Origin of the sequence: Bradyrhizobium ganzhouense (assembly GCF_049949285.1) — a bacterium.
In the GTDB taxonomy this organism is placed as follows: domain Bacteria; phylum Pseudomonadota; class Alphaproteobacteria; order Rhizobiales; family Xanthobacteraceae; genus Bradyrhizobium; species Bradyrhizobium ganzhouense.
Window position 1 is genome coordinate 4,792,921 of sequence record NZ_CP181318.1, and the last position, 23,237, is coordinate 4,816,157.

At 62.7% G+C, this 23,237-nt stretch carries 25 protein-coding genes and 1 tRNA gene; 18 read left to right on the forward strand and 8 right to left on the reverse strand.

Features of this window, described 5'->3' with window-relative positions:
* Positions 1-60: 60 nt before the first annotated feature.
* The gene (locus ACLFLU_RS21945; protein WP_426406959.1) at positions 61-207 is read left to right on the forward strand and encodes a hypothetical protein; all 147 of its coding nucleotides are present in this window, start codon (positions 61-63) and stop codon (positions 205-207) included.
* Between the two features lie 41 nt (positions 208-248).
* On the opposite strand, the gene ACLFLU_RS21950 is transcribed toward ACLFLU_RS21945, so the two are convergent.
* A complete protein-coding gene (locus ACLFLU_RS21950; RefSeq protein WP_426406960.1) occupies positions 249-443 on the reverse strand; it encodes a hypothetical protein in 195 nt (64 codons plus the stop codon).
* Positions 444-710: 267 nt separating this feature from the next.
* On the opposite strand from ACLFLU_RS21950, the gene ACLFLU_RS21955 reads away from it, so the two are divergent.
* Entirely contained in the window at positions 711-974 is a 264-nt protein-coding gene (locus ACLFLU_RS21955) for a hypothetical protein (protein ID WP_426406961.1), read from the forward strand.
* A gap of 268 nt (positions 975-1,242) precedes the next feature.
* Here ACLFLU_RS21955 and ACLFLU_RS21960 read toward each other — a convergent pair whose 3' ends face one another.
* Positions 1,243-2,379, reverse strand: coding sequence for a transporter substrate-binding domain-containing protein (locus ACLFLU_RS21960; protein ID WP_426406962.1), 1,137 nt, complete (start codon positions 2,377-2,379; stop codon positions 1,243-1,245).
* Positions 2,380-2,727: 348 nt separating this feature from the next.
* Between ACLFLU_RS21960 and ACLFLU_RS21965 the strand changes: the two genes are divergently transcribed.
* The 8 genes from ACLFLU_RS21965 to ACLFLU_RS22000 all read left to right on the forward strand — a co-directional run bounded on the left by ACLFLU_RS21965 (position 2,728) and on the right by ACLFLU_RS22000 (position 9,407).
* Positions 2,728-3,891: a PspA/IM30 family protein gene (locus tag ACLFLU_RS21965; protein ID WP_426406963.1), complete on the forward strand. Its 1,164-nt coding sequence runs from the start codon at positions 2,728-2,730 to the stop codon at positions 3,889-3,891.
* A gap of 10 nt (positions 3,892-3,901) precedes the next feature.
* Positions 3,902-4,561: an OB-fold-containig protein gene (locus tag ACLFLU_RS21970; protein ID WP_426406964.1), complete on the forward strand. Its 660-nt coding sequence runs from the start codon at positions 3,902-3,904 to the stop codon at positions 4,559-4,561.
* Between the two features lie 23 nt (positions 4,562-4,584).
* Positions 4,585-6,288: a flotillin family protein gene (locus ACLFLU_RS21975; protein ID WP_426406965.1), complete on the forward strand. Its 1,704-nt coding sequence runs from the start codon at positions 4,585-4,587 to the stop codon at positions 6,286-6,288.
* A gap of 213 nt (positions 6,289-6,501) precedes the next feature.
* Positions 6,502-6,873: a hypothetical protein gene (locus tag ACLFLU_RS21980; RefSeq protein ID WP_426406966.1), complete on the forward strand. Its 372-nt coding sequence runs from the start codon at positions 6,502-6,504 to the stop codon at positions 6,871-6,873.
* Positions 6,874-7,004: 131 nt separating this feature from the next.
* Positions 7,005-7,079, forward strand: a tRNA-Asn gene (locus tag ACLFLU_RS21985).
* 267 nt (positions 7,080-7,346) lie between these two features.
* Positions 7,347-7,571: an Arm DNA-binding domain-containing protein gene (locus ACLFLU_RS21990; RefSeq protein ID WP_426406967.1), complete on the forward strand. Its 225-nt coding sequence runs from the start codon at positions 7,347-7,349 to the stop codon at positions 7,569-7,571.
* Between the two features lie 554 nt (positions 7,572-8,125).
* Positions 8,126-8,905, forward strand: a complete 780-nt coding sequence (locus ACLFLU_RS21995) for an outer membrane protein (protein WP_426406968.1) — start codon at positions 8,126-8,128, stop codon at positions 8,903-8,905.
* 97 nt (positions 8,906-9,002) lie between these two features.
* Positions 9,003-9,407 carry a hypothetical protein gene (locus ACLFLU_RS22000; RefSeq protein WP_426406969.1) on the forward strand — a complete coding sequence of 135 codons (405 nt, stop codon included), beginning with the start codon at positions 9,003-9,005 and terminating at the stop codon, positions 9,405-9,407.
* Between the two features lie 413 nt (positions 9,408-9,820).
* Here the strand turns inward: ACLFLU_RS22000 and ACLFLU_RS22005 are convergent, their stop codons facing one another.
* Positions 9,821-10,357 carry an N-acetyltransferase family protein gene (locus tag ACLFLU_RS22005; RefSeq protein WP_426406970.1) on the reverse strand — a complete coding sequence of 179 codons (537 nt, stop codon included), beginning with the start codon at positions 10,355-10,357 and terminating at the stop codon, positions 9,821-9,823.
* A gap of 143 nt (positions 10,358-10,500) precedes the next feature.
* Between ACLFLU_RS22005 and ACLFLU_RS22010 the strand changes: the two genes are divergently transcribed.
* The 4 genes from ACLFLU_RS22010 to fabI are packed head-to-tail and all read left to right on the forward strand — an operon-like array spanning position 10,501 to position 15,720.
* Positions 10,501-12,723, forward strand: a complete 2,223-nt coding sequence (locus ACLFLU_RS22010; RefSeq protein WP_426406971.1) for a DUF3141 domain-containing protein — start codon at positions 10,501-10,503, stop codon at positions 12,721-12,723.
* A 29-nt stretch (positions 12,724-12,752) separates the two neighbouring features.
* A complete protein-coding gene (locus ACLFLU_RS22015; protein ID WP_426406972.1) occupies positions 12,753-13,715 on the forward strand; it encodes a phosphate acetyltransferase in 963 nt (320 codons plus the stop codon).
* Between the two features lie 5 nt (positions 13,716-13,720).
* Complete coding sequence (locus ACLFLU_RS22020; protein WP_426406973.1) at positions 13,721-14,935, forward strand: acetate/propionate family kinase; 1,215 nt, start codon at positions 13,721-13,723, stop codon at positions 14,933-14,935.
* A complete protein-coding gene (gene fabI, locus ACLFLU_RS22025; protein ID WP_426406974.1) occupies positions 14,932-15,720 on the forward strand; it encodes an enoyl-ACP reductase FabI in 789 nt (262 codons plus the stop codon). The genes ACLFLU_RS22020 and fabI overlap by 4 nt, the downstream gene beginning before the upstream one ends.
* A 15-nt stretch (positions 15,721-15,735) precedes the next feature.
* On the opposite strand, the gene ACLFLU_RS22030 is transcribed toward fabI, so the two are convergent.
* The 5 genes from ACLFLU_RS22030 to ACLFLU_RS22050 form a co-directional block, all read right to left on the reverse strand.
* A complete protein-coding gene (locus tag ACLFLU_RS22030) occupies positions 15,736-16,194 on the reverse strand; it encodes a MaoC family dehydratase (protein ID WP_426406975.1) in 459 nt (152 codons plus the stop codon).
* Between the two features lie 11 nt (positions 16,195-16,205).
* Complete coding sequence (locus tag ACLFLU_RS22035; RefSeq protein WP_426406976.1) at positions 16,206-16,856, reverse strand: 3-oxoacid CoA-transferase subunit B; 651 nt, start codon at positions 16,854-16,856, stop codon at positions 16,206-16,208.
* A 4-nt stretch (positions 16,857-16,860) separates the two neighbouring features.
* Positions 16,861-17,508 carry a CoA transferase subunit A gene (locus ACLFLU_RS22040; RefSeq protein ID WP_426406977.1) on the reverse strand — a complete coding sequence of 216 codons (648 nt, stop codon included), beginning with the start codon at positions 17,506-17,508 and terminating at the stop codon, positions 16,861-16,863.
* A gap of 95 nt (positions 17,509-17,603) precedes the next feature.
* Positions 17,604-18,197, reverse strand: a complete 594-nt coding sequence (locus ACLFLU_RS22045) for a hypothetical protein (RefSeq protein WP_426406978.1) — start codon at positions 18,195-18,197, stop codon at positions 17,604-17,606.
* Positions 18,194-19,120, reverse strand: a complete 927-nt coding sequence (locus ACLFLU_RS22050) for an alpha/beta fold hydrolase (RefSeq protein WP_426406979.1) — start codon at positions 19,118-19,120, stop codon at positions 18,194-18,196. The genes ACLFLU_RS22045 and ACLFLU_RS22050 overlap by 4 nt, the downstream gene beginning before the upstream one ends.
* A 126-nt stretch (positions 19,121-19,246) precedes the next feature.
* Here ACLFLU_RS22050 and ACLFLU_RS22055 point away from each other — a divergent pair, with 126 nt between their 5' ends.
* From ACLFLU_RS22055 to ACLFLU_RS22070, 4 genes are read left to right on the forward strand one after another with little or no spacing between them, the layout of a single operon-like run.
* Positions 19,247-21,754 carry an alpha/beta hydrolase gene (locus tag ACLFLU_RS22055; protein WP_426406980.1) on the forward strand — a complete coding sequence of 836 codons (2,508 nt, stop codon included), beginning with the start codon at positions 19,247-19,249 and terminating at the stop codon, positions 21,752-21,754.
* 9 nt (positions 21,755-21,763) lie between these two features.
* The gene (locus ACLFLU_RS22060; protein ID WP_426406981.1) at positions 21,764-22,627 is read left to right on the forward strand and encodes an alpha/beta fold hydrolase; all 864 of its coding nucleotides are present in this window, start codon (positions 21,764-21,766) and stop codon (positions 22,625-22,627) included.
* Positions 22,628-22,652: 25 nt separating this feature from the next.
* Entirely contained in the window at positions 22,653-23,003 is a 351-nt protein-coding gene (locus ACLFLU_RS22065) for a phasin (protein WP_426406982.1), read from the forward strand.
* Between the two features lie 49 nt (positions 23,004-23,052).
* Entirely contained in the window at positions 23,053-23,223 is a 171-nt protein-coding gene (locus ACLFLU_RS22070; RefSeq protein WP_426406983.1) for a hypothetical protein, read from the forward strand.
* Positions 23,224-23,237 lie beyond the last annotated feature (14 nt).

Sequence of the window (23,237 nt, forward strand, 5' to 3'; positions counted from 1 at the left end):
TGGCATAGACTTCGCATCTGCGAAGGCATGCAGTCCCAACCATTGAGCGCTGGAGCACACGTGGGCGAGATCGTCCGATTTATCTCAAAGTCCGAGCTGGAGCGGGCTCGCCTCATTGCCGAGGCGCGCGCGATCTATGACAGCATCTTCCCGCCGGATGCACCCGAAAGGGCGCAGCAGGACGACGAGGACAAGGTCAAGAATTGATCGCTGACCCGTGGCCCGCCGTTAGGTCGGGCCAGGAGGTCTCAGCAGGCGGCGTACCAGCCGTCCGGAAACGGCACGAGGGGCCAGGCCCCCTCATTGTCATTCGCGGCCTTGGGCGTCGCGAAGAAGCTCCACGAGCGGGGCACGAATTCCTCCTCCGGCGCGGTCGCGAAATCTTCATTGATCATAGCGTCGCGGACGGCTTCCAGCATCAAGTTGAATTCGGCTTCGCTCATCACACCCTCCGGAACGCGGATGGCGCACTGTCGCAAAGCCGGTTTGTTTCCCGATTGACCCGATCGTTCGCATTTTAACGATCGGCCGATCGAGATCCGTTTGGTTAGCGATTCCTGAAGAATCCCTAGAGATCCCCGATGGAACTCTAGGCATCCCCAGGCAGCGGCTAGTGTGAACAAGATCACATCCGGCGCGATTTATTCCTCCTACCTCTTCACACGCCGGCCTACGCAGGCCGGGCGAGCACGGCGGACAGGAGACTGGTCATGAAGGCGAGGTTCTTGCGGTTTGCGGGTGTGAGAAGCCGGGCGCGTCGCGCCTCGACGGTCGGGCTGTTCCTGACGCTGTTTGCCACTGCCGCCCAGGCGCAGCAGGGCACGCCGGAGCAGCGCCGGGCCTGCTCCCCCGACGTCTACCGGCTCTGCGCCGGCGAAATCCCGAACGTTCGCGCCATCACGGCCTGCCTGCGCCGTAACCGCTCAAGCTTGAGCGAGGCTTGCCGCACCGTGTTCGACCAGGCCGGCGGCTGACATAGCTGGCCTGTGAGTTTGTGCGCAGCAAGTGGCTCGTGCGACCTCGCGAATCCGGCATAGTCGCCCTGTGGATATGCTGCGGACAGGCTGTGGAAAACGGTGACATACCGCGGACGCCGAAAGCAGATATGTCTTCACCCTGTCATATCTCCGTCAAATCGATTTACTGACTAGTTCGTCGATCGATCAGATCATTGCTCGTGGCGAGATCATGAGGTTATCCAGAATTCGGAATACGAAAACGGGATAACCTGCGTCGGCCGATCTAGTGCTTGCCGAACCATTCCTCGTAGATCCGCTGATACGTGTCGCTCTCGCGGAGGCCCAGAAGAGCCTCGTTCACTTGCTTGCGCAGTGGGCTGTCCGTCGGAAAGACGATGCCGTAGTCCTCTTTGTGGAAGACGTCGCCAACCGTCCGCGCCAATCCTCGGCCGTCGTGGGTGGTGTAGTAGAGCAGGGCAGGTGAATCGAACACGACTGCGTCAATCTTCTGGTTCAACAGGGCGCTGTAGAGGTCGTCGACTTTCTCAAACTCGAGAGTCTCGGCCTTGACCTCATTCAGGTAGACCGTCGCCGTGCTCCCCCGGGTCGTACCGACGACCTTGCCAACGAGATCATGCGGACCGTTAATCGGTCCCTTGATTTGCTGCACTGTCAGGGAAGCCGTCAGTTGCGCCGTATAAAACGCGACGAACACGACGCCGGTGAACATCCATAGTACGGCCACGATACGCGCCATCCAGTGCCGGGGCATCTGGTCGGCCTGGGTCGCCAACGTGCCCGCAGCCCAAAACATCGCATGGAAAATTCCCGGAAAGTACCTCTTGGTTGGAATGATTCCGCTGTGATGCGTTCGCTCGACCAGGAACATCAGATGCGCCGGGACGAGGATCAAGAGCAGCGCAATGCCGAGCCAGATCAGAAGCGTGCGGGAGAAGAACAGCTGCATCAGATCACGCAACGGGTTCGGCTCGACATTGGCGGAAGTGCCACGCACCAGAATTTGAAGCCCGGAGTTCATGATCGGTTGAGAGAAGTCGAACCTGTTCTCCCGCTCGGACGTGATCGAGATGGCTGCGATGGCGAGATCGGCTCGTCCGCTTCCGACAGCGTCAAGCAATTCGCTGACATCGGAGAAGACGACGTATTCAGTCTCGCGATTCAGGCGCTCGCCGATACCGTTCCACAGTTCGATGCTGAAGCCGCTCAGGACGCCGTTCTTCTCGATGACCATGGGTGGCACGATTCGGGTCGCCACCCGGAGCTTGGCGGTCTCGGCGTGAGCCGTAGACCAGGCGACGCAGATGAGTAGCGCCAAGGCCAGCCCACCGACCTCCGCGATCGCCCGGAGCAGACGGGTACCTCTGCCGCGAGCACAGGTCGCCGGTTCAGGATGATCCATCAGCAGTTTTCCTTGAACCGTGCTGTCAGCGGACCCTGGGGTGGCTGGTTACGAATTGATGGCTGAGTCTAGCACGAGACGGTCTCGTGCCCCGGACGCTGCGCAGCACGAAGTGATGCGCTGCAGAGCCGGGGCCCATGCTGCATCACACCGTGCAGCCTCTTAGGTCCCGGCATTTCGTCTCAAATTGCAACCCGCGCGTGCAAGAAGTCTTGATCGGCGGTGATCTAGAGGTGATGGCCCGCCTTGAACGCGGCCCCAGGCGGCAGCGACTAATCCATAGAGTGCATCAGGATCAGTGGAACGTGATCGAGCTTCCCCCTTGTAAAGCACCAAAATGGTGCTTTAGTGCTTTCCATGAGCCCGTCGCCCCGACATGCGCCATCGGCGCTGCGTTACAGGCTAGCCCCTGATCCTGCCGCCAAGGCTGCGATGGAGGCGACGTTTAGGGCCTATGACCGCATGATGGAGATCCTCGACGAGGTCGCGCGGACCCACAATGTGGGCTCCAACGTCGTCCTGCTGCATGCCCATGCCTATGAGCCGATCCGCAAGGAGACCGCGCTGCCGTCGCGGCTGGTGACACTGGGGTTGCGTGACCGCGCCGACTATCGCGCGGCGCAAGGCCGCCGCCTGCCGCTCGACGACAAGCTCGCCAAGATCAAGGGCCCGGCGACCATTTCGATTTCAACGGTGCAGGGGCGCTTCAACGTGCCCTTCGACTACGCCGGTTACGCGGAGGGCTGGGGCCAGAGCGTGCCCGCGCACCTGATCCGCACCGACGACGGTTTCGAGGTTCACTACGGCGTCACGCCGAACAATCTGCTAGAGGAGGAGAACGCTATGGATACCATCGCTGCCGCTCCCGAAAATTTCCTGTCCCGGGTCGGACGTCTGATCGCCGGCATCGCCTATGACGCGATCGAGCAGGCGGAAGGCAACAACAAGCTGAAAGTGGTTGGCCAGGCCATCCGCGAGATCGAGCGCGCGGAGAACGAGGCGCGTGAGGCGCTCGCGGCCGCGCGCGCAGAGGAATACCGCCTCAACGCCCGCCGCACCGAGATCGAGCGCGAGATGACCGATCTCGCCGCCAAGATCGAGGGCGCGATCGCGGATAGCCGCGACGATCTCGCCCGCGCCGGCATCGCGCGGCAGATGGACCTGGAGGCGCAGTTCGAGGTGCTCTCCCGCGCCATCGACGAGAACAACGAGAAGATCGAGCAGTGCGTGACGTCGCTGCGGGCGGTGCTCTCGGCGCTCCAGGATGCCGAGCAGCGTCGCGTCGATCTCGAAAAGAGCGAGGCCGCTGCCAGCCACCAGGCCTCGACCTCGCCCCGCAAGCGTGGCGGCACGTCGGCGGCGGGGAAGGCGCTGCGCGCGGGCAGGGCAGTGGCACGTGTCACCGGCGTTCCGCCGGGCATCCCGTATTCCAGCGACATCGACGAGCTCAGCACGTTGCATCGCGACAAGGAGATTGCAGCGAGGCTGGCGCGGTTGAAGTCGCGCTCCTGAGTAATGTGTCATGAGCGCATTGCTCGAACACGTCATGTCGCCGGAGGTCAGGCCGTTCGCGATCGCAGCGACCATGATCCTCATCGTCGGCACGCTCGAAGTGGTCACGATGCTGGTCGGAGCCTCGCTCAGCGAGATGCTCGGCACCAGCATCGATTTCAGCCATCCCAGCGACAATGGCGTCATCAACGCCATCTCCTGGATCAATGTCGGCGGCGTGCCGCTGCTGATCTTCCTGCTGCTGGCGCTTGGGGCCTTCTCCATCACCGGCTTCCTGATCCAGGACGTCGCGCGGATGGTGGCCGGTCCACTGCCGGCTTCGATCGCTTCGATCGCGGCCGTCGTCGTCTCGGTCCCGCTGGTCCGCGCCGCCAGCAGCGGGATCGCGCGGGTCATTCCCAAGGACGAGAGCTACGCGGTCAGCCTCAGCGATCTCGTCGGCCGCGTCGGTGAGGTCGTCGTCGGCCCGCTCGACCAGGGGCCGCCCGGCCGCGTCAGCGTCGCCGATGTCCACGGCAACAGGCATTTTGTCTCTGCGGTTGCTGCTCCCACGTCATCGCCGCTGCCGCAGGGAACCCTGGTCCTCCTGGTCGACCGCGTCGACACCCGCTTCGTGGCCGTCAAGGCCGACGATGAACTCAAGCCGTCCAAGCCCACTCTAAGCAGCTAGCAAAGTCATTATTGGAGAAAGTCATGTTCGACATCGCAGTCCCGGCCATGATCGGCGTCGCGCTGATCGTCGTCCTCGGGATCATCTTCACGATCCTCTACAAGCGCGCCACGCGCGACGAGGCCTTTGTGCGGACCGGCCTCGGCGGCAAGAAGGTCGTGCTCGACGGCGGCGCCATGATCCTGCCGATCTTCCACTCCTACGCCAGCGTCAATCTGAAGACGCTACGGCTCACGGTCGAGCGCAAGGAGCGCGAATCCCTGATCACCAAGGATCGCCTGCGCGTCGATATCGTCGCCGAGTTCTACGTACGTGTCCGTCCCGACGATGAGAGCATTGCGCTCGCGAGCCAGACCCTGGGCGCGCTGACCAATGACGCCGAAGCCCTGCGTAACCAGGTCGAGGCCAAATTCGTCGACGGCCTGCGGTCGGTTGCAGCGACCATGTCCATTCTGGAGCTACAGGAAAAGCGCAGCGATTTCGTCAAGCACGTGCAGGCAACCGTCGAGTCCGACGTGAAATCGAACGGCCTCGAGCTGGAATCGGTGTCGCTCACCAAGCTCGACCAGACCGACGTAAAGTTCTTCAATCCTGAGAATTTCTTCGACGCCGAAGGCCTGACCCAGCTGAAAACCGTCACCGAGACGCGCCGGCGCGACCGCAACTCGATCGTGCGCGACAACGAAGTGGCGATCGCCCAGAAGGACCTCGAGGCGCGCCAGCAGACCCTGACGATCGAGCGGACCAAGAAGGAAGCCGAGCTGTCGCAGGAGCGCGACATCGCCAACAAGACGGCTAGCACCCGCGCCGAAGTCGCAACCGCGACGCAGACCGCGCGCTTGACCGAGGAGAACGCCCGCATCGACACCGATCGGGCGGTCGCGGAGAAGGAGGCCGGCGCCAAGCAGGTCAAGGAAACCGCGGTCATCGAGTCGGACCTCGCCATCAACAAGCGCAAGACCGACGCGCAGCGCGAGATCCAAATCGCGACGCAGGAGAACGAGATCCAGATCGCATCCAAGAGCAAGCAGACCTCGGAAGCCGTCGCCGAGGCCAAGACCGCCGAAGCGCTCGCCGTCTCCGCGGAGGAAAAGGTCGTGACTGCACGGGCCGTTGAGGTCGCCGATCGTTCCCGTCTGACCCAGGTGCTCGCCGCGCGCACCGAGGCCGAGCGCAAATCGACCGAGCTGATCGTCGCCGCCGAAGCCGAGAAGAAGGCGTCGCTCGACCGCGCCGAGGCCGTCAAGACGCTGGCCACGGCGGAAGCCGAGTCCAACAAGATCAAGGCGGTCGGCGTCCGCAACATCGGCGAGGCCGAAGCCGCAATCATTACGCTCAAGAACGAGGCGCAGAACAAGCTCGGCGCCAACGTCATCGATTTCGAGCTCGCCAAGAAACGGATCGAGACCATGCCGTCGGCATTGGCCGAGATGGTCAGGCCGATCGGAAACCTGAAGGACGTTCGCATCCTGCACACCGGTGGCGCGTTCGGCGGCAATGGCGTCGGTGGTGGCAATGTCGGCTTCGGTGAGGGGCTCGCGGGCGAACTCCTCAAGGTCCACGCGCTGCGTCCGATGATCGACGAGATCCTGCGCCAGAGCGGTTTTGCGCCGGGCGACGATCCCGTGAAGGCGCTGGTCGGCGCTGTTACCGGCAAGGCCAATGGTGCCGCGGTAACGCCGCCGGCCGTACCTGCGCCGGAGAAGGCAAACACCGCCGATCTATGAATGCCGGTTCATTGCTGCGGAGAATTCGAATCGATATGAACTGGTTCGTTGCGCGTCTCGCGTCGCGCAACGAGCCGGAGCGTGGATCGAGGGTGTGTCGAACCTCTCGATCTCGCTCCGGACGGACCCTTCGAGGCAACGCCATCGGTTGCCGCGGCGCCTGCGCCGATCGACGTCAGGCGCCGGAGCCTGTTTCGATCCGGAGCATTTCACATGAAGTTTTTTCTGTCTGGACTGATCGCGATCGGACTTGCGATCGTAGCTACTCCGTCGTCGTTCGCGGCCGATGCCCGCAACGTTACCGTCGTCAACGAGACCGGCTATGCCATCAAATTCCTGGGCTTCAACGCGCCCGATGATGGCCTGGACGAATGGGACAACGAGCTGGACAAGGTTTTGCAGAACCAGGCCTCGACCTATGTCGAGTTCGACGAGGACGACGAGGGCTGCGTCTGGAACATCCGCGTCGACTGGCAGAACTATGACGAGTCCGTGCTCTGGAAGAACGTCAACCTCTGCAAGATGACCGCGCTCCGGCTGCGCTACGACCCCGGCACCAAGACCACGTCCTTCATCGCCGAGTAATCTTGACCTGTGCCCGAGGAGGGGCCCCGCAGGCCCTTCCTCGATGCTTTGCGAAGGATGACGAATTCGTCCTTTGCAAGCGCAACCGGCTTTGTTATACGCAGCCGCGCGCGAACGACTGGTTCGCCTTTTCCTCGGTAGCTCAGCGGTAGAGCATCCGACTGTTAATCGGATGGTCGCTGGTTCGAATCCAGCCCGGGGAGCCATCAGGCTGTTTCCAAGCCTCTCGAAACACACCAAAATTCGACAATAGAAGTAGATAACCCCTCGAAAATGCAGGGGTTTTGCTGTTCTACTTTGTTCTATGGTTTCCATAACTGCCCGCCCGTGTCCGGAACGGTTGGGGTAGCGGAGGGGGTAGGGGCCTTGTCCCCCTCAAAATACCCCCAAATTCCAGCCACGGGGGTCTGAATGAAGTTCCGGAAAGCGCTCTCCGATCGGGGGGCCTAAACGCCAAGGCCGAATCAAAGGACGTGAAGCTCTCAGACGGGGGCGGCCTGTATCTCCTGGTCACGACCAAGGGGGCCAAGCTCTGGCGGTACAAATTCCGGTTGAACGGGTCGGAGCGGCTGATGTCCCTCGGCAGCTATCCAGCCATCAGCCTCCAGACGGCGCGGGAACTCCATATTGCGGCCTGCGACCCGGCCGACAAGACCGCCGACCGCCGCGAGACAGGAGAATCGGCCTGCGATCGTTGATCCAGCCGCCTTCGGGACGTTGCTCCGGAAGATCGACTTCTATGAGGGCCGTAGCGGCAACATCGTCGGCTATGCCCTGCGATTGCTCGCGCTGCGCTTCCCGCGTCCCGGCGAACTGGCAGGCGGGCAATGGGCTCACTTTGACCTCGACGACGCCAAGTGGAGCGTCCCTTTCGCCGAACTGAAGCAGCGCACCGAGCGCAAGAAGAACGACAAGCGCGTTGGTGAGCCGTTCGCGCGAGGCTTGCAGCCACGAGTGCGCAGTTGGCCCACCTCGGCGACATGTCTGAAGCGAGAGGTAGAGCAGAGGTCGTCCCGGTCAGGAGAGCCAAAAGTCGTGGTCCGCTGCAGGTCGGCGGTTTTGCCATCCGCAATATGCACGTTGGCGGGTGTTCGGTTCCATGTAAGTGACTAAAACCTTTGACGAATTCTCGTTGAATATCTGCGCCAAGTGTTGCGGCTTGGCTACATCAACCTGCAGGCGAGCGAGATAGCATTGGCTCCTTGGGTGGGGGCTTGCCATTTTAAACTTCTTTCAGGGGAGAGCCGTCGCAATGAAAAAGCTTCTAATCACCTCAGTCTCGATGATGGCCGTGGGTCTATCCGCCCCCGCATCGGCGGCTGACTTGGCGGCCCGTCCGTACACTAAGGCGCCGCCTCCAATTGTCGCTCCGATCTATGACTGGACCGGTTTCTACATCGGCGCCAACGGCGGGTGGGGCCAGAGCCGCGGTTGCGTGGATTTCGTCACGCCGGCAGGGACAGTCGCGGGTGGTTGCGCCTCTCGCTCCGGAGGTCTCGTTGGTGGACAGATCGGATATCGCTGGCAAACAAATCAGTTTGTGCTCGGACTGGAAGCGCAGGGCGATTGGGCCGACATCAAGAACACGCGCGTCACCCTGATCGATCCGCTGCTATCGACCACAGGGAAAACCGACGGCATTGGTCTCTTCACGGCGCAACTTGGCTGGGCGTGGAACGCGTCATTGCTCTACGTGAAGGGTGGCGCGGCCGTGACCCACAATCGTCTTGATGCCTTCAACAACCTTACCGGGGTCGGTCTGGACTCGGCAAGCCACACGCGCTGGGGCGGTGCCTTGGGCGTTGGCTGGGAGTATGGCTTCGCGCCGAACTGGTCGGCCGGTGTTGAATACGATCACCTCTGGATGGGAAATGACAACCGCACCTTCGCAGGCGCAGGTGTGCTCTCACCCGGTCGCGTCACCCTCCTCGGCGACAGGGTTAGCCAGGATGTGGACATGGTCACCGTTCGGGTGAACTATCGCTTCGGTGGCTTCGGTGGCTTTGGTGCCCCGATCGCGGCGAGATACTGATCGCACTAGACTGCGCGAAGGCCCCGGCCAGCCGGGGCCTTCGGTCGCGGCGCCCTTTCCGGGGCGCCGACTGTGTGTGACTGAGTGAGACTCGGCTGTGAATTTTCAGGTCACGGTGTTGAAGATCTTGGTGTCCTATCCGGGCGGGTTCGCTGTGATGGACGACATCAAGCGCGACATGGCGATCTTGGCGACCAGCGGCCGAGACTGGGCCGACCGGACCAAGCGGCTGGCTGCGCGCGTACCTGAACTCGACATCTTTTCGCAGGGTCTGGTCGATCGCGAAAGGGGCGGGTGGAAGATCACCGACAAAGGTCGTTCCGCACTCGAATTTATAGAGGCGCGCACCAGCGTCGACCAGACGATCGAGACGACGCCGTCTGTGATGGTCAATGCACCCGTGCCACCGTTGCCGCCGCTCGCGGAGCGGGCGAAGCGAAGGCGGGAACGGCGTGAGCGTCGTAGCGAAGGACGCGAGCGAGTTCGAGCGACCGCGTCCTGAAGGCGCAAGCGCCTCAAAAGGCCGTGACATCAGGGCTGTAGAGCATGGCCGCAACTAGCGAGAGCAGCAATCCGAGGCCGCAGAAAATCGCGATGGTCTTGAATTCCTCCGCGCCATCGGCCTGGCCGGTATTAGATTTATCGAGTGAGTAATTGATTGTATTGAAATTTAATCGTTGTTCCGACCTCTCTACCAACGCGAATACGCATCTGTCTTGGCCATCGGGTAACTCCTAAGCAACGTGATTCGGCTCTCATGGGTCTTGCTAACGTTTGCGTGCGAGATATTCGGATCTTCGGTCGACGAACGTTTCGGATCGCCAGGAACCTACGGCATGCCGCCGATACGGAACTACTTGTACTAATGGACAGGGGCGCGCGACGCGCTCGGCCTTTCTCTCAAATTGTTCGTGCTCACGTGCCGGCAGCGTATTGGGTGAGCTTCAATGCCATGTCGACACCGGCTTCGCTGGAATGTACCGACTCAAATCCAAACTTGCCGAGAACGCGCAGCATTGCCGCGTTCTCCGATAGGACCTCCGCGGTCAACTCCGTCAATCGCGCTTCGCGGGCGATCGCGATCAGATGGCGCGTCAGAAGCCCGCCGATGCCGCGTCCCTGCCAAGCATCGATCACGACGAAAGCCGTCTCGGCCCGTCCAGGCTCGAACATGACATAGCGGCCGCCGCCAATGATCATGTTGCGGCCTTGGCCTTCCGTACAGGCGACGAGTGCGACATGGTTCCTGAAATCGGGTTCCATGAAGAACGCGCGCTCCCGTTCGGAAAAGTGGCGCTTTGTGACAAAGAAGCGACGTTGGAGCGATTGTGCACTTGTTTCTTCGAGCGCGGCGAGCATGTCGAGCTCATCGCCGGGTCGAAGTGCCCGGATCTTGATCATTTCTCCGTCGCGTAGTTTTTCGTGGCGGATGAATTTTTCAACATCCGACATTGCGGCTGTCTCGCGGGGACCGAGTGCGGGGATGACTCCTTGGGGTAGTGGTTGACTCGAGCCCTGTCGACGACCGTTGACCTATATCAACGTCAGCCACTCCCGAACTTCTTGAATGGCCTCGTGCGACGACGAGGTCGAACATGGCGATGGAAGATCTAAAGCTGCCTGATGGTCCGATGTCGGGGCTGGTCGCCTCAGCGGTGGAATACATGGTCGATGCGGGACAGCGCAGCGTCCTGTTCCTCGACATCATGCGCCAGCGCGGCGACCAGTATCGTGAGCATGTCGCGCAGACTGCGCCGCATGTGCTGCAATATGCTGCCGAATTGATCACGGATGGCCGCTCCCTGGAGGAGCCGGTCAACTACGCGCTGGTACGCATCATTCCGCCGAAGGATGTCGAGATCGACATGAGCCGGCGCCCGTTCGTCGTCGTCGACCCGCGCGCCGGTCACGGCCCGGGCATCGGCGGCTTCAAGGCGGACAGCGAGATCGGTGTTGCGATGAAGGCGGGGCATCCCTGCTATTTCATCGGGTTCCTGCCCGAGCCGATGCCGGGGCAGACCATCGAGCGCATCGCGCGCGCGGAGGCGAAATTCATCGAGACGGTCATCAGCCGCCATCCCGACGCCGACGGAAAGCCCTGCGTAATCGGCAACTGCCAGGCCGGATGGGCCGTCATGATCCTGGCATCGCTGCGGCCGGAACTGTTCGGGCCGCTGATCATCGCCGGCGCACCGCTTGCCTATTGGGCGGGCGTGCACGGCAAATATCCGATGCGCTATTCCGGCGGACTGTTAGGCGGGAGCTGGTTCACGGCGATGACGAGCGATCTCGGCGGCGGCAAGTTCGACGGCGCCTGGCTGGTGCAGAACTTCGAGAACCAGAACCCGTCGAACACGCTCTGGACCAAGCAATACAACGTCTATTCCAAGGTCGACACCGAGGCCGAGCGCTATCTCGACTTCGAGCGCTGGTGGGGCGGACACGTCAATCTCAATGCCGAGGAAATCCAGTTCATCGTCGACGAGCTGTTCATCGGCAACAATCTTGCAGCCGGCCGGATCGAGATGTCCGACGGACAAAAGGTCGACCTGCGCAACATCCGCTCGCCGATCGTGGTGTTCTGCTCCAAGGGCGACAACGTCACCCCGCCGCAGCAGGCGCTGGACTGGATCCTGGACTGCTACGCCGACGTCGACGAGATCAGGGCCTATGGCCAGACCATCGTCTACACCGTTCACGAGAGCATCGGTCACCTCGGTATCTTCGTCTCCGGCGGCGTGGCGAAGAAGGAACACGCCGAGTTTTCCAGCAATATCGACCTGATCGACGTGCTGCCGCCCGGGCTGTACGAAGCCACGTTCGAGGCCAGGGGCAGCGAGACGCTCAATGCCGATCTCGCGGCGGGCCAATGGGTGATGCGTTGCGAGGCGCGGACGCTGGATGACATCCGCGCCATGGGCGGCAATTCGCCCGAAGACGAGCGGCGGTTTGCGGCGGCGAAGCGCGTCTCCGAGCTCAATCTGGCGGCCTATCAGAAGTTCGTGCAGCCCTGGCTCAAGAAGATGGTCACGCCGCAGATGGCGGACTGGGCGCGCAACATGCATCCGCTGCGGATGCAATACGAAGCGTTCAGCAGCAAGAATCCCTGGATGGCTTCGATCAAATCGGCCGCCGATCGTGTCGAGGACAATCGCAGGCCGGTCTCGAAGGACAATCCGTTCATGGCGTTCCAGGAGCAGATGTCGAAACAGATCGTCCATGCGCTGGATAGCTGGCGTGATGCGCAGGAGGCGCTGAGCGAAACGATCTTCCTCAACGTCTACGGCTCGCCGGCGCTCCAGGCTGCGGTCGGCATCGATCCGAATTCCGCGCCGTCGCGCCGCCGCGAGATGTCGGCGGAGCACCGCACCATGCTCGACAAGCGGATCGCCGAGCTGAAGTCCCGGATGGGAGAGGGCGGCCTTCGCGAAGCGGCCATCCGCGCACTGCTGTATGTCGGCTCGGCACGCGGCATGGTGGATGAGCGGAGCATCGAGGCGCTGCGCCAGATCCGGCGCGATCACCCCGGGGAGCGGCTGACGCTGCACGCGTTCAAGATGCTGGTGCGCGAGCAATTCTTCATGCTGCTGCTGGATCGGGACGCGGCGCTTGGCGCTATTCCCAACATGCTGCCGAACGATCTCAATCAGAGGCGCGCGGCATTCGCGGCGATGCGCGAGGTTCTGTCCGCGAGTGAGGACATTAGCGGCGAGCGCGCGAACCGTCTGCGGCGCATCGCCGGGCTCTTTGGACTGGACGGGGAAGGAGAGTGGACGTCGAACGTCGCCCCTTTCGATCCAAAGGCACGGGCGTCGTAACACGCATTGGCGCAATCGGGAGTGACAGGATGTCAGCCGACACGACGCAAGCCCAGTCCGGCAGCAAGTATGACCGCCTGATCGCGGCGGCCCGGGCTGCGCCGCCGACGCCGACCATCGTCGTGCATCCCTGCGACGAGACCTCGCTGCGTGGCGCCGTCGACAGCGCGAGCGCGGGCATCATCCGGCCGATCTTGGTCGGCCCCGAAAGGAAAATCAGGGATACGGCCGCGAAGTTCGACCTGGATGTATCCGGTTTCGAGATCATCAATGCCGCTCACAGTGACGATGCGGCCGCCAAGGGCGTCGAGCTGATCCATTCGGCCAGGGGCGAGCTCCTGATGAAGGGCAGCCTCCATACCGACGAGCTGATGCGCGCCGTCACGGCCAAGACCGGCGGCCTGCGCACCGACCGCCGCATCAGCCACGTCTTCGTCATGGACGTGCCCGCCTATGCCGAGACCATTTTCGTGACGGATGCCGCGATCAACATCTTCCCCGATCTCGACGCCAAGCGCGACATCATCCAGAACGCGATCGATCTCTACAACCAGGCTGGCTTTGGCAGCGCGCCGCGGGTGGCTATCCTGTCGGCGGTCGAAACGGTCACGTCGAAGATTCCCTCCACGATCGAAGCGGCCGCTCTCTGCAAGATGGCCGACCGCGGCCAGATCACCGGCGGTGTGCTTGATGGTCCGCTGGCCTTCGATAACGCCATCGATCCGGAGGCCGCGCGGATCAAGGGCATCACGTCCGAGGTCGCTGGCCGCGCCCAGATCCTGATGGTTCCGGACCTCGAGTCCGGCAACATGCTGGCCAAGAATCTCGCCTATTTCGCCAAGGCCGACGGCGCCGGCATTGTGCTCGGCGCCCGGGTGCCCGTCGTCCTGACTTCGCGTGCGGATTCGCCGCGGGCGCGGATGGCCTCTTGCGCGGTCGCTGCACTCTATGCTCACGCCCGGCGCCAGCAGGCGCCGACAGTTGCTGCGTGACCGACATGGATACGATCCTCGTCGTCAACGCCGGATCCTCAAGCGTCAAGTTCCAAGTCTATTCGGCCGAAGGTGACGGTGCACTTCGTCGGCAGATCAAGGGACAGATGGACGGCATTGGCAGCCGGCCGCGCCTGCGGGCGAGCGGTCCGAGCGGTGATCCGCTAGCCGATCGGGCCTATCCGATCGAGACAGTGCCTGATGTCCCGGCCGCAATGACTGTTGCCGGCAACTGGCTGCGGGACGAACTCCAGGTCACGCCAATCGCGGTCGGTCACCGCGTCGTCCATGGCGGCCCGGACTATTCGCGGCCGGTTCTGATCGACCACGGGGTCGTATCCCGCCTCGAACGCTTTGTGACCCTGGCGCCCTTGCATCAGCCGCACAATCTCGCGCCGATACGCTCGCTGCTGGCGAACTTCCCGACGCTCCCGCAGGTGGCATGCTTCGATACCGCCTTTCACCGCACGCATGATGTGGTCGCCGATCACTATGCCATCCCGTATCAGCTTCATGCCGAAGGGGTGCGGCGCTACGGCTTCCACGGGCTGTCGTACGAATATATCGCCAGGACCCTGCCGAGCATCGCGCCCGATATGGCGAAGAAGCGCGTGATCGTCGCCCATCTCGGCAGCGGCGCCTCGATGTGCGCGATCAAGGATGGGCGCAGCGTCGAGAGCACGATGGGTTTTACCGCGCTCGACGGTCTGCCGATGGGAACGCGTCCCGGACAGATCGATCCGGGCGTGGTGCTCTATCTCACCTCAGAGAAGGGGATGACGCCTGCCAAGGCCCAGGACTTCCTCTATCGCGAATGCGGTTTGAAGGGGCTTTCCGGCGTCAGCAACGACATGCGGGAACTGGAGGCCAGCACAAACCCGCAGGCAAGGCTGGCGATCGACTATTTCGTCTACCGGATCGGGCTCAACGCCGGCATGCTAGCTGCGGCCTTGCAGGGGCTCGACGCCTTCGTCTTCACCGCCGGGATCGGTGAGAACTCGGCATCGATCCGCGCGCGGATCGCGGAGCAGCTTGGATGGCTCGGCGTCGCGCTCGATGAGGGCGAGAACGCACGCCATTCACGGCTGATTTCGCGCGCCAGCAGCCAGATCCCCGTCTATGTCGTTCCGACCGACGAGGAATTGATGATCGCGCAGCATACGTTGTCGCTGCTGATGAACGGTCAAACCCACAACACGAGACCTGAGAGGGTGTCATGATTCCCGTATTCCCGGACAGCAAGGTGGCACTCAAGGGCAAGAAGGGCCTGGTTGTCGGCATCGCCAACGACCAGTCGATCGCCTGGGGCTGTGCGCGAGCCTTTCGCGCACTCGGCGCCGATCTCGCCGTCACCTACCTCAACGATCGCGCCAAGAAGCATGTCGAGCCGTTGGCGCAGGCGCTGGAGGCGCCGATCTTCATGCCGCTGGACGTGATGGTCGAAGGCCAGACCGAGGCGGTGTTCGAGCGCATCGCGAGCGAATGGGGACACTTTGACTTCCTGCTGCACTCGATCGCGTTCTCGCCCAAGGAGGCGCTGCACGGCCGTGTCGTGGACGTCGGCCGCGACGGCTTCCTCAAGACCATGGACGTCTCGTGCTGGTCGTTCCTGCGGATGGCTCATCTGGCCGAGCCTTTGATGAAGAACGGCGGCACGATGTTCACGATGACCTATTACGGCAGCCAGATGGTGGTGGATAATTACAACATCATGGGCGTCGCAAAGGCGGCGCTCGAGGCCGCCGTCCGCTATGCCGCCGCCGAGCTCGGACCGAAGGGGATCCGCGTGCACGCAATTTCGCCGGGGCCGCTGGCGACACGCGCGGCGTCAGGCATTCCCGAGTTCGACGACCTCATGGACAAGGCACAGTCGAAGGCGCCTGCACGCAGCCTCGTCAGTATCGACGATGTCGGCAATGCCACCGCGTTCCTGGCGCTCGATGGCGCCAAGCTGATCACCGGCAGCGTGCTCTATATCGACGGCGGATATCACATCATCGACTGAGCGGCCGCGCGGTCCTCAGCGATAGTGCAGGGCGATCAGCTCGGCGACGCAGGCGGGCTTCTTACCGCCTTCGATCTCGATGACGAGATGGTAGTTCACGCGCAAGCCGTCCGGCGGCACGTCCTCGGCTTCGGCGACAGTGACGCGCCCGCGCAGCCTGGAGCCCGACGGCACAGGTGCGAGATACCTGATCCGGTCGGCGCCGTAGTTCAGCGTGTTGCGCAGCCCTTTCAGGCCGATCACCGAGCGGATGAACAGCGGTGCCAGCGCCAGCGAGAGCAGTCCGTGCGCGATGGTCTTGCCGCCGGGCATCTCCTTGTTCGCACGCTCCTGGTCGACATGGATCCACTGCTCGTCGCAGGTCGCCTCCGCAAACTGGTTGATGCGATCCTGTGACACCTCGACCCAGTCGCTGACGCCGATCTCGGTGCCGACGGCGGATTTGATCTCGTTGAAGTCGCCGAATATCCGCATGGGCCGTCCCGTCAGAGTTTCATTTCCGGTACGGAATCAGGGATTGCGAGCTCGGCTTCGGTCACGGCCAAGACTTCTCCGACCTTGATGCCGGGTGCGGTCTCCAGCAGCGTTGCCTTGCCGTCGGGAAAGCCGATCACGGCCATGTCGGTGACGACCAGGTTGACCGGCCGCGCCGAGGTCAGCGGCAGCGTGCATTTGGCGACGATCTTGGACTTGCCCTTGGCAGCGTGCTGCATGGCGACGATGACGCGCTTGGCGCCGCTGACGAGGTCCATCGCGCCGCCCATGCCCGGCACCATCTTGCCCGGGATCATCCAGTTGGCGAGCAAACCGTGCGCGTCGACCTGGAGACCGCCAAGCACGGTGACGTCGACATGACCGCCGCGGATCAGCCCGAACGACATCGCGCTGTCGAAGGTCGCCGCACCTGGCAGTGCGCTGATCGGCCGGCCGCCGGCGTCGGTGAGCAGGGGATGGGCCATGCCTTGCTCCGGAATGGGGCCGGTGCCGATCAGGCCGTTCTCCGACTGGAAGAACACCTTGAGGTCGGCCGGGACGTAGTTGGCGACCAGGGTCGGAATACCGATGCCGAGATTGACGAGATTGCCGCTCTTCAGCTCCTGGGCGACGCGCCGGGCGATGATGATCTGCGGATCCATGATCTCACCCGTTCGTAATGAGGTAGTCGACGAGCGGCGCCGGCGTGACGACGTGATCAGGCGCGATGACGCCGACCGGCACGATATGCTCGGCGGTCACGATCACCGTATCCGCCGCCATGGCCATGATCGGATTGAAATTGCGCGCGGTGAGGGCGTAGGTGAGGTTTCCGAGATAGTCGGCGAGGAAGGCGTGGACCAGCGCAAACTGCGCGCGAATGGCGGTTTCCAGCAGGAACGACTTGCCGTCGACCTCGATCAGGCGCTTGCCCTCGGCAACCAATGTGCCGACGCCTGTCGGCGTCAGCACGCCGCCGAGCCCGCAGCCGCCGGCGCGGATGCGCTCGACGAAGGTCCCTTGCGGTACCAGATCGACACTGATCTGGTTCGCCAGCATCTGCTGCTGCGCTTTCGGATTGAGCCCGATATGGGTCGCGGTCAGTTGGGACACCAGCGTCGCGTCGAACAGCTTGCCGACGCCTTTCCCGACGAAGGCGGCATCGTTCGAGATGAGCGACAGGCCGGTCTTCTGCTGCCTCACCACTTCGTCGAGCAACCGCTCTGGCGTTCCCACGCCCATGAACCCGCCCACCATGACGCTGGCGCCTGCCGGGATCATCGCAACAGCTTCTTCGACGGAAACGGCCCGCATGATTTGGAACTCCGGTCGGCGTGCGCAGGCAATGACGGCGGATCGATGTTGGCGGACGTTCGCGTGATACCGTTGATCTGCGTCAAGGCTCCCCATCATTCGCGCGCGTCGACGCCGATGCCCGCTAGCATCTCGCGCCAGTGCCTGCGCACCTCGGCATGACGCTTTTCCAGCGCCGCGCTGACGGCGTCACGGAAGGGCAGGAGATCGGGCCCTTTGAGGAACAGGATCTGCGCCTGCAACAGCCGGCCGCTTTCGAACTCGATGCGGCGTAGCGCCATCACAAAGGGGTCCGCAGCGTTGGCCTCAAGCGGCAGAAGAGCCGCGGGACGAATGCCGGCATGAACGGCATGGGCAAGCGTTGCGAGATTGACCGCCGGCGCGAGCGCGCGGTCGACCGTCTCCATCGGCGCGGGAAACCAGCTGGTCTCCCAGGAGGCGGCCATGTAGCCGAGGGCGATGTCAGGTACCCAGGACGTCGTGCGTTGCAGTAGCGAGACGATCTCCGACTCCCGGTAGAACTGCGCGTTCAACTCGGTCTGCCATGCGGCCTCGATCCGCAACGGCAGTGCCAATGCGAACTGGCGCGCCAGTGCGCCGTGGGCCGAGATCAGGAAGGCAGCGATGCGCGTCTGCTGACGCGGTGGCACGCGCCCCTCTGCGTCGAGTGGCCCGAGAAAGCCGCTCATGATGTGGGCCTCTGCACCGGGATGGCGCGCAGATGGTCGTAGCCGGCCGGAAACGGCGTGATCTCGCCGCCGGGCTCGTTCGGAGCTATCAGGACGGCCTTGTTGCCTTCCCATCGTCCGGCCAGAACGTCCTCGGCAAAGCGGGCGAGCAAATCGGCTGTGAGCGCACCTTTCTCCAGGGTGAAGGCGTGATACGCCTCCGGAATGATGACGAGCGCGCTGTTGGGAATCTCGACGCGCAAGGTCTCGTGCAGGGCGCGGGGTGTCAGGAAATCGAACTCACCGTTCAAGATCATGGTCGGGACCGTGATCGACGACAGTTGCGAGGTAATTGGCTGGAAGTCGAGGAACGACTCCATCAGGTTTTGAAGGGCGTAGACGTCGTTGACGAGCCAGCCCTGTCGTTTGACGCCGTCGAGCTTGTCCAGAAGCGGCTTCAGCCATTGATCGGACAGGTTCATCGGCAGCAGCAGATCCTGGAGATAACTGGTGCCGCCGAGGATCAGGCCGGTGCGCAGGGCGTTTCCGATCAGGAGCAGTTGCGGCGACAACTCGGCAAAGCAGCTCATCGGCACGAGGCCCGACAGCCGCTGGCCGTGCGCGATGGCGTAACGCAGCGCGATCAGGCCGCCAAAACTGATGCCGCTAAGGAAGACGGGACCATCGCCGAGCTCACTGATCAGGCCATGAAGGGCGGCAACCTGGTCGTCCTGATTGATGAACAAGGCAGGCTTGTCGGAGCCGCCCTGGCCGAGCATGTCAAAGGTCGCGACGCGAAAGTGCCGTGCGAGCAGGGCGTCACGGTAGGCCGTCCATAGTTCGGCATACTGCGTAAGCCCGTTCACCAGCACATAGGCGGGAGCGTCCGCCGGCCCGTCCAGCTCATAGCGTATTCGGTATGAGCCGTGACTGAGAAACGGCATTGTACCAACCGGCGGTTTTCGATGGCGCGATCCTCGCCCCGCAGAAGCGCATTCCATTGAGTTAGATCAAGGCTCGTCCGGTCGCGCTGCCTAGCGTCTCGGCAAAATCTCAGGGAGGACGCCGTCATGATCGGGAGAGATCTCGTGAAGCGTTGTTTCGTCAGCCTGATCCTGCTGCTGGTCGGCACTGCGCTTGCGGTCGCACAACCTTTCACGCGCCGCTCGTCGCAGATGCAGCATGACGGTTTGAAGAAGACCTACGAGATCGCCAACTTCAAGATCGGCGGCAAGTACGATCTGACCGATCCGTCGAAATTCGAGTTTGGCGGCGAGGGTGGCGTAACCCTGGAATCGCTCGGGGCGGGCAAGCTGCGCACCGGCTACATCGCGATCGGCACCGCGCGGCGCAATGCCGCCGGCGAGATCACCAATGCGGTCGTGATCAACTCTTACTATTCCGGCGACTCCACCGACATGTACGAGCAGTGGGTCAAGGGCGCGCCACTGTCGGGCGGCGTGCCGATCATTGGCTCTGGCCGACCGATCGATACCGACCGCTATTACGTCATCATGGTGGACCCACTCGGCACCTGGGGCGCGAGCAAGCCGTCCGACGGTCTCGGCATTAAGTTTCCGCAGTACAGCTACTACGACATGGTGCAGGCCAATTATCGCCTGCTGCGCGACGAGCTGAAGGTCGCACGCGTTGCGCTGGTGACGGGCGTCTCCATGGGCGGCACGCAGACCTACGTCTGGGGCGTGATGCATCCGGAATACATCAACGCGCTGATGCCGATCGGCGGCACCACGCAGTCCGATGGCGAGGACCCCGTCGGCAACTGGACCTTCCAGATGATGACGGCTGCGATCGAGGGGGATCCGGTCTGGCAGGCGACCAAGGGCGACTATTACAAGCTGCCCAAGGAGAAGCATCCGATGCCCGGCGTGGCGTTCGGCTGGTCGATCCTGGGCATGACCGGCTACGATTTCGGCTATCGCACGACCCAGAACTGGACCGCGGTGCAGCCTGAGATCTTCTACTGGGATCCGCCGAACGAAAAGGCGGGGCTGAACGTCATCAACCGCGCCAAGCTCTATGACGCCGTCGATCTCGTCTGGCGCAACCGTGTCGGCGAGACCCACAACATCAATCCGTATCTCGGCCGCATCCGGGCGCGCACGCTGGTGATGCACATCACCAACGATCTCTGGCTGAACTTCAAGCTGGCCCAGCAGGCCGTCGATCGCGTGCCGGGTGCCGACCTGATCGCACAGGAGAGCCCGGTCGCCCATTACGGCGTGTTCCCGATCATCAACCAGCGCAAGAACGATCCGAAGTTCGTCGCCTTCATGGACGACGTGGCTGCGCTGGATCGCGCGAACAAATTTGTCGACAAGAACTTCCGCGTGCCGGGCGTTGCCGAGAACATCGATCCGAGCAAGTCGTTCTGGAAGGATTTTGTAACCTATCCCTATCCGGTCAAGTACGCCAACACCAAGGACAAGATCGGCAACACCTGGCAGATCGGTTACATGGATGAGTATGCCGGCACCGACAAGGATCCCAAGGTCCTCGTCATCATCCACGGCAAAGGCGCATTCGGCGGGCACTACGGCAACATCATGCAATATGCGTTGCGGAGTGGCTTGCGCGTGATCGTGCCGGACTTGCCTGGCTACGGCATGTCCGGGCCCGGCAATCTCGACAAGAGCCCGGCTCGCACCATGCAGGACATGCGCGAAGTCATCTACGACCTCGTCGTCAACCAGCTTGGCGTCAAGAATGCGTACTATCTCGGCCACTCGCTCGGTGGGCAGTTCGTCGTGGGCTATGCCTTGACCTGGCCGGAGGCCGTGCAGGGGCTCGCGCTCGAAGCACCGTCCGGTCTCGAGGAATATCCGCGCGACATCACCATCGCCAAGGGCAAGAAGGCGCCTCTGTTCCAACCGGGTCTCGGCCGCGACTTCGACAAATGGAAGCAGATCTGGGATCAGACGGGAATCCTGGCGGCGGAGAAGGCCCGCGACGAGCAGAGCATTCGCGACTTCTTCTACTTTAGGAAGCGCGACCCCGACACCGGCGTGGTGTCGGCGGCCAAGAGCGGCTATTTCTTCAGCGACAGCGAATATGCCCGCTTCCACACCGAGCAGCGCGTCGGGCTCACCAAGGGCAATCCGAAGGAGCTCGAGCAATGGTGCAACGTCTTCATCTTCGACATCTACACGATCGGGGCCGAGCTCCAGCAGGATGATCCGAAGAACCTTTACGAGCGGATCACGGAGATCAAGGCGCCGATCTTCCTGGCGTTCGGCGACAAGGAGCCGTTCATCCCGACGCCCGCCTTCAACGGGCTGACCGATCTCGGACGCGACGTCATCACGCCGTTCATGACGCGGATGACCAATGCCGGCAACCGGCCGATGCTGAAGATCTATCCGGAGACCGGGCACTTCATCCACACCGACAATCCGGTCGAATACTCCGCGGATGTCGTGGACTTCGTGACCAAGGGACGGGTCGATACCTCGTCGCCGCTCGGCACCGATCGCATGATCAAGGGCGCGGTGGCATCGGCGATCCCGGTGGCGCCGACGCCGCCTGGTGCAGCGCCCACGGCCGGGTTGAACAAATAGGATGGTCTGATGCCGCGGGTGCAGACGGGTGACATCCAGCTCGGCTGGCGAGAGTGGGGGCAAGGCGACGTCACCGTCGTCTTCATCCACGGCAATCTTGCCAGCAAGGACTGGATCGAGCTCGCCGCACCCTTGTTTCCATCCGGTCTCCGCGTTGTCGGGATCGACTGGCGCGGCTGTGGCGACAGCGATCGGCCGAAGCCCGCGGCAGATTATTCCAACTACGCCATGCAGCAGCATGCCGAGGACATGCTGGCTGCGCTCGACACGCTCGATATTGGCTATTGCCATCTCGCGACGCATTCGACAGGTGGCATCATCGCTGCCCGCATGCTGTTGATGCAGCCGCAGCGCTTCGGGCGCGTGTTTGCGCTCGACCCGGTGACGCCACTCGGCATGACGTTCAACGCCGATCAGATCGGCGTATTTCGGGCGATGATGGAGAGCAAGGAGCTGACGCGGAAGATCATGGCGACGGCGGCGTCCTCGTTGTTCGTGCCGGAGAGTATGGCATCGAATGCTGTCCCGCAATTTCGCGAGGGACTAAAGGATATCCAGGCTCTGTTCGATCGCATCATCGAGCAAACCTTCGGTGTCTCCGAGGGTATATGGATCGGAACCCCGATTAACCTCACGCGGGAACGAGAGAGCCGGGAGCTCGAGCGTCGCATGCCGGAGCTGCGGCATCCGCACCTGGTGCTGTGGGGTGAGTGGGATGGCTGGATTCCCCCGGCGGATCTTCGCGCCATGGCGGAGGCGATGCCGGATTGTCGTCTCGTGATCGTGCCCCGGGTCGGGCACTCGATGAATCTCGAAGTGCCGGCGCTCTACGCCGGCTATTTCGGCGCCTGGTTCGGAGGACTTACTGCGTAACCCCAACGAAGAGAGGAAAGTCGTCATGGCAGAGATCAATTCGTCCGTTGAGGGCGTCCGTGCGGCACTCGCCGATGCGCTCGGCCGCCTGCGCAAGGCCAATGCGGAATATTTCGAGATGCTGGAGAAAGGTCTCGCCTCTTCACCGCTGCCGATCGCCAGCCAGGCGAAGGAGTTTTCCAGCTTCATGCAGCGCAATGTCTCCGCGACCTTCGACCTCAGCGACAAGCTCATCCATGCCAAGGATGTGCAGGACGCGCTCAAGCTTCAGTCCGAGTTCTTCCAGGACCAGATGCGGGCGCTGACCGACCAGGCCAAGACGATGGGCGAGTCGGCGATGAAGGCCGCCGGCGGTCTGTTCAGTCCGAAAAGCTGAAGCGGCGGGTACGCCGATGCTGGAACGCAGGAGCGCAGAGAGGTCCGCCATGGCCGGAACGAATAAGCTTTCCGTCGAGAAAGCGCTCGAAAAGTTACGCCAGAATGATCAGCTCGAATCAAAGAAGGAGCAGCGCGACGAAAAGAGCGAAGCCTTGAGTCGCGAGATCAAGCGCATGAGGGCTCAACGAATGCGGCTCGATCAAAAGCCAGCCAAATAAGGTCGGCAACCAGT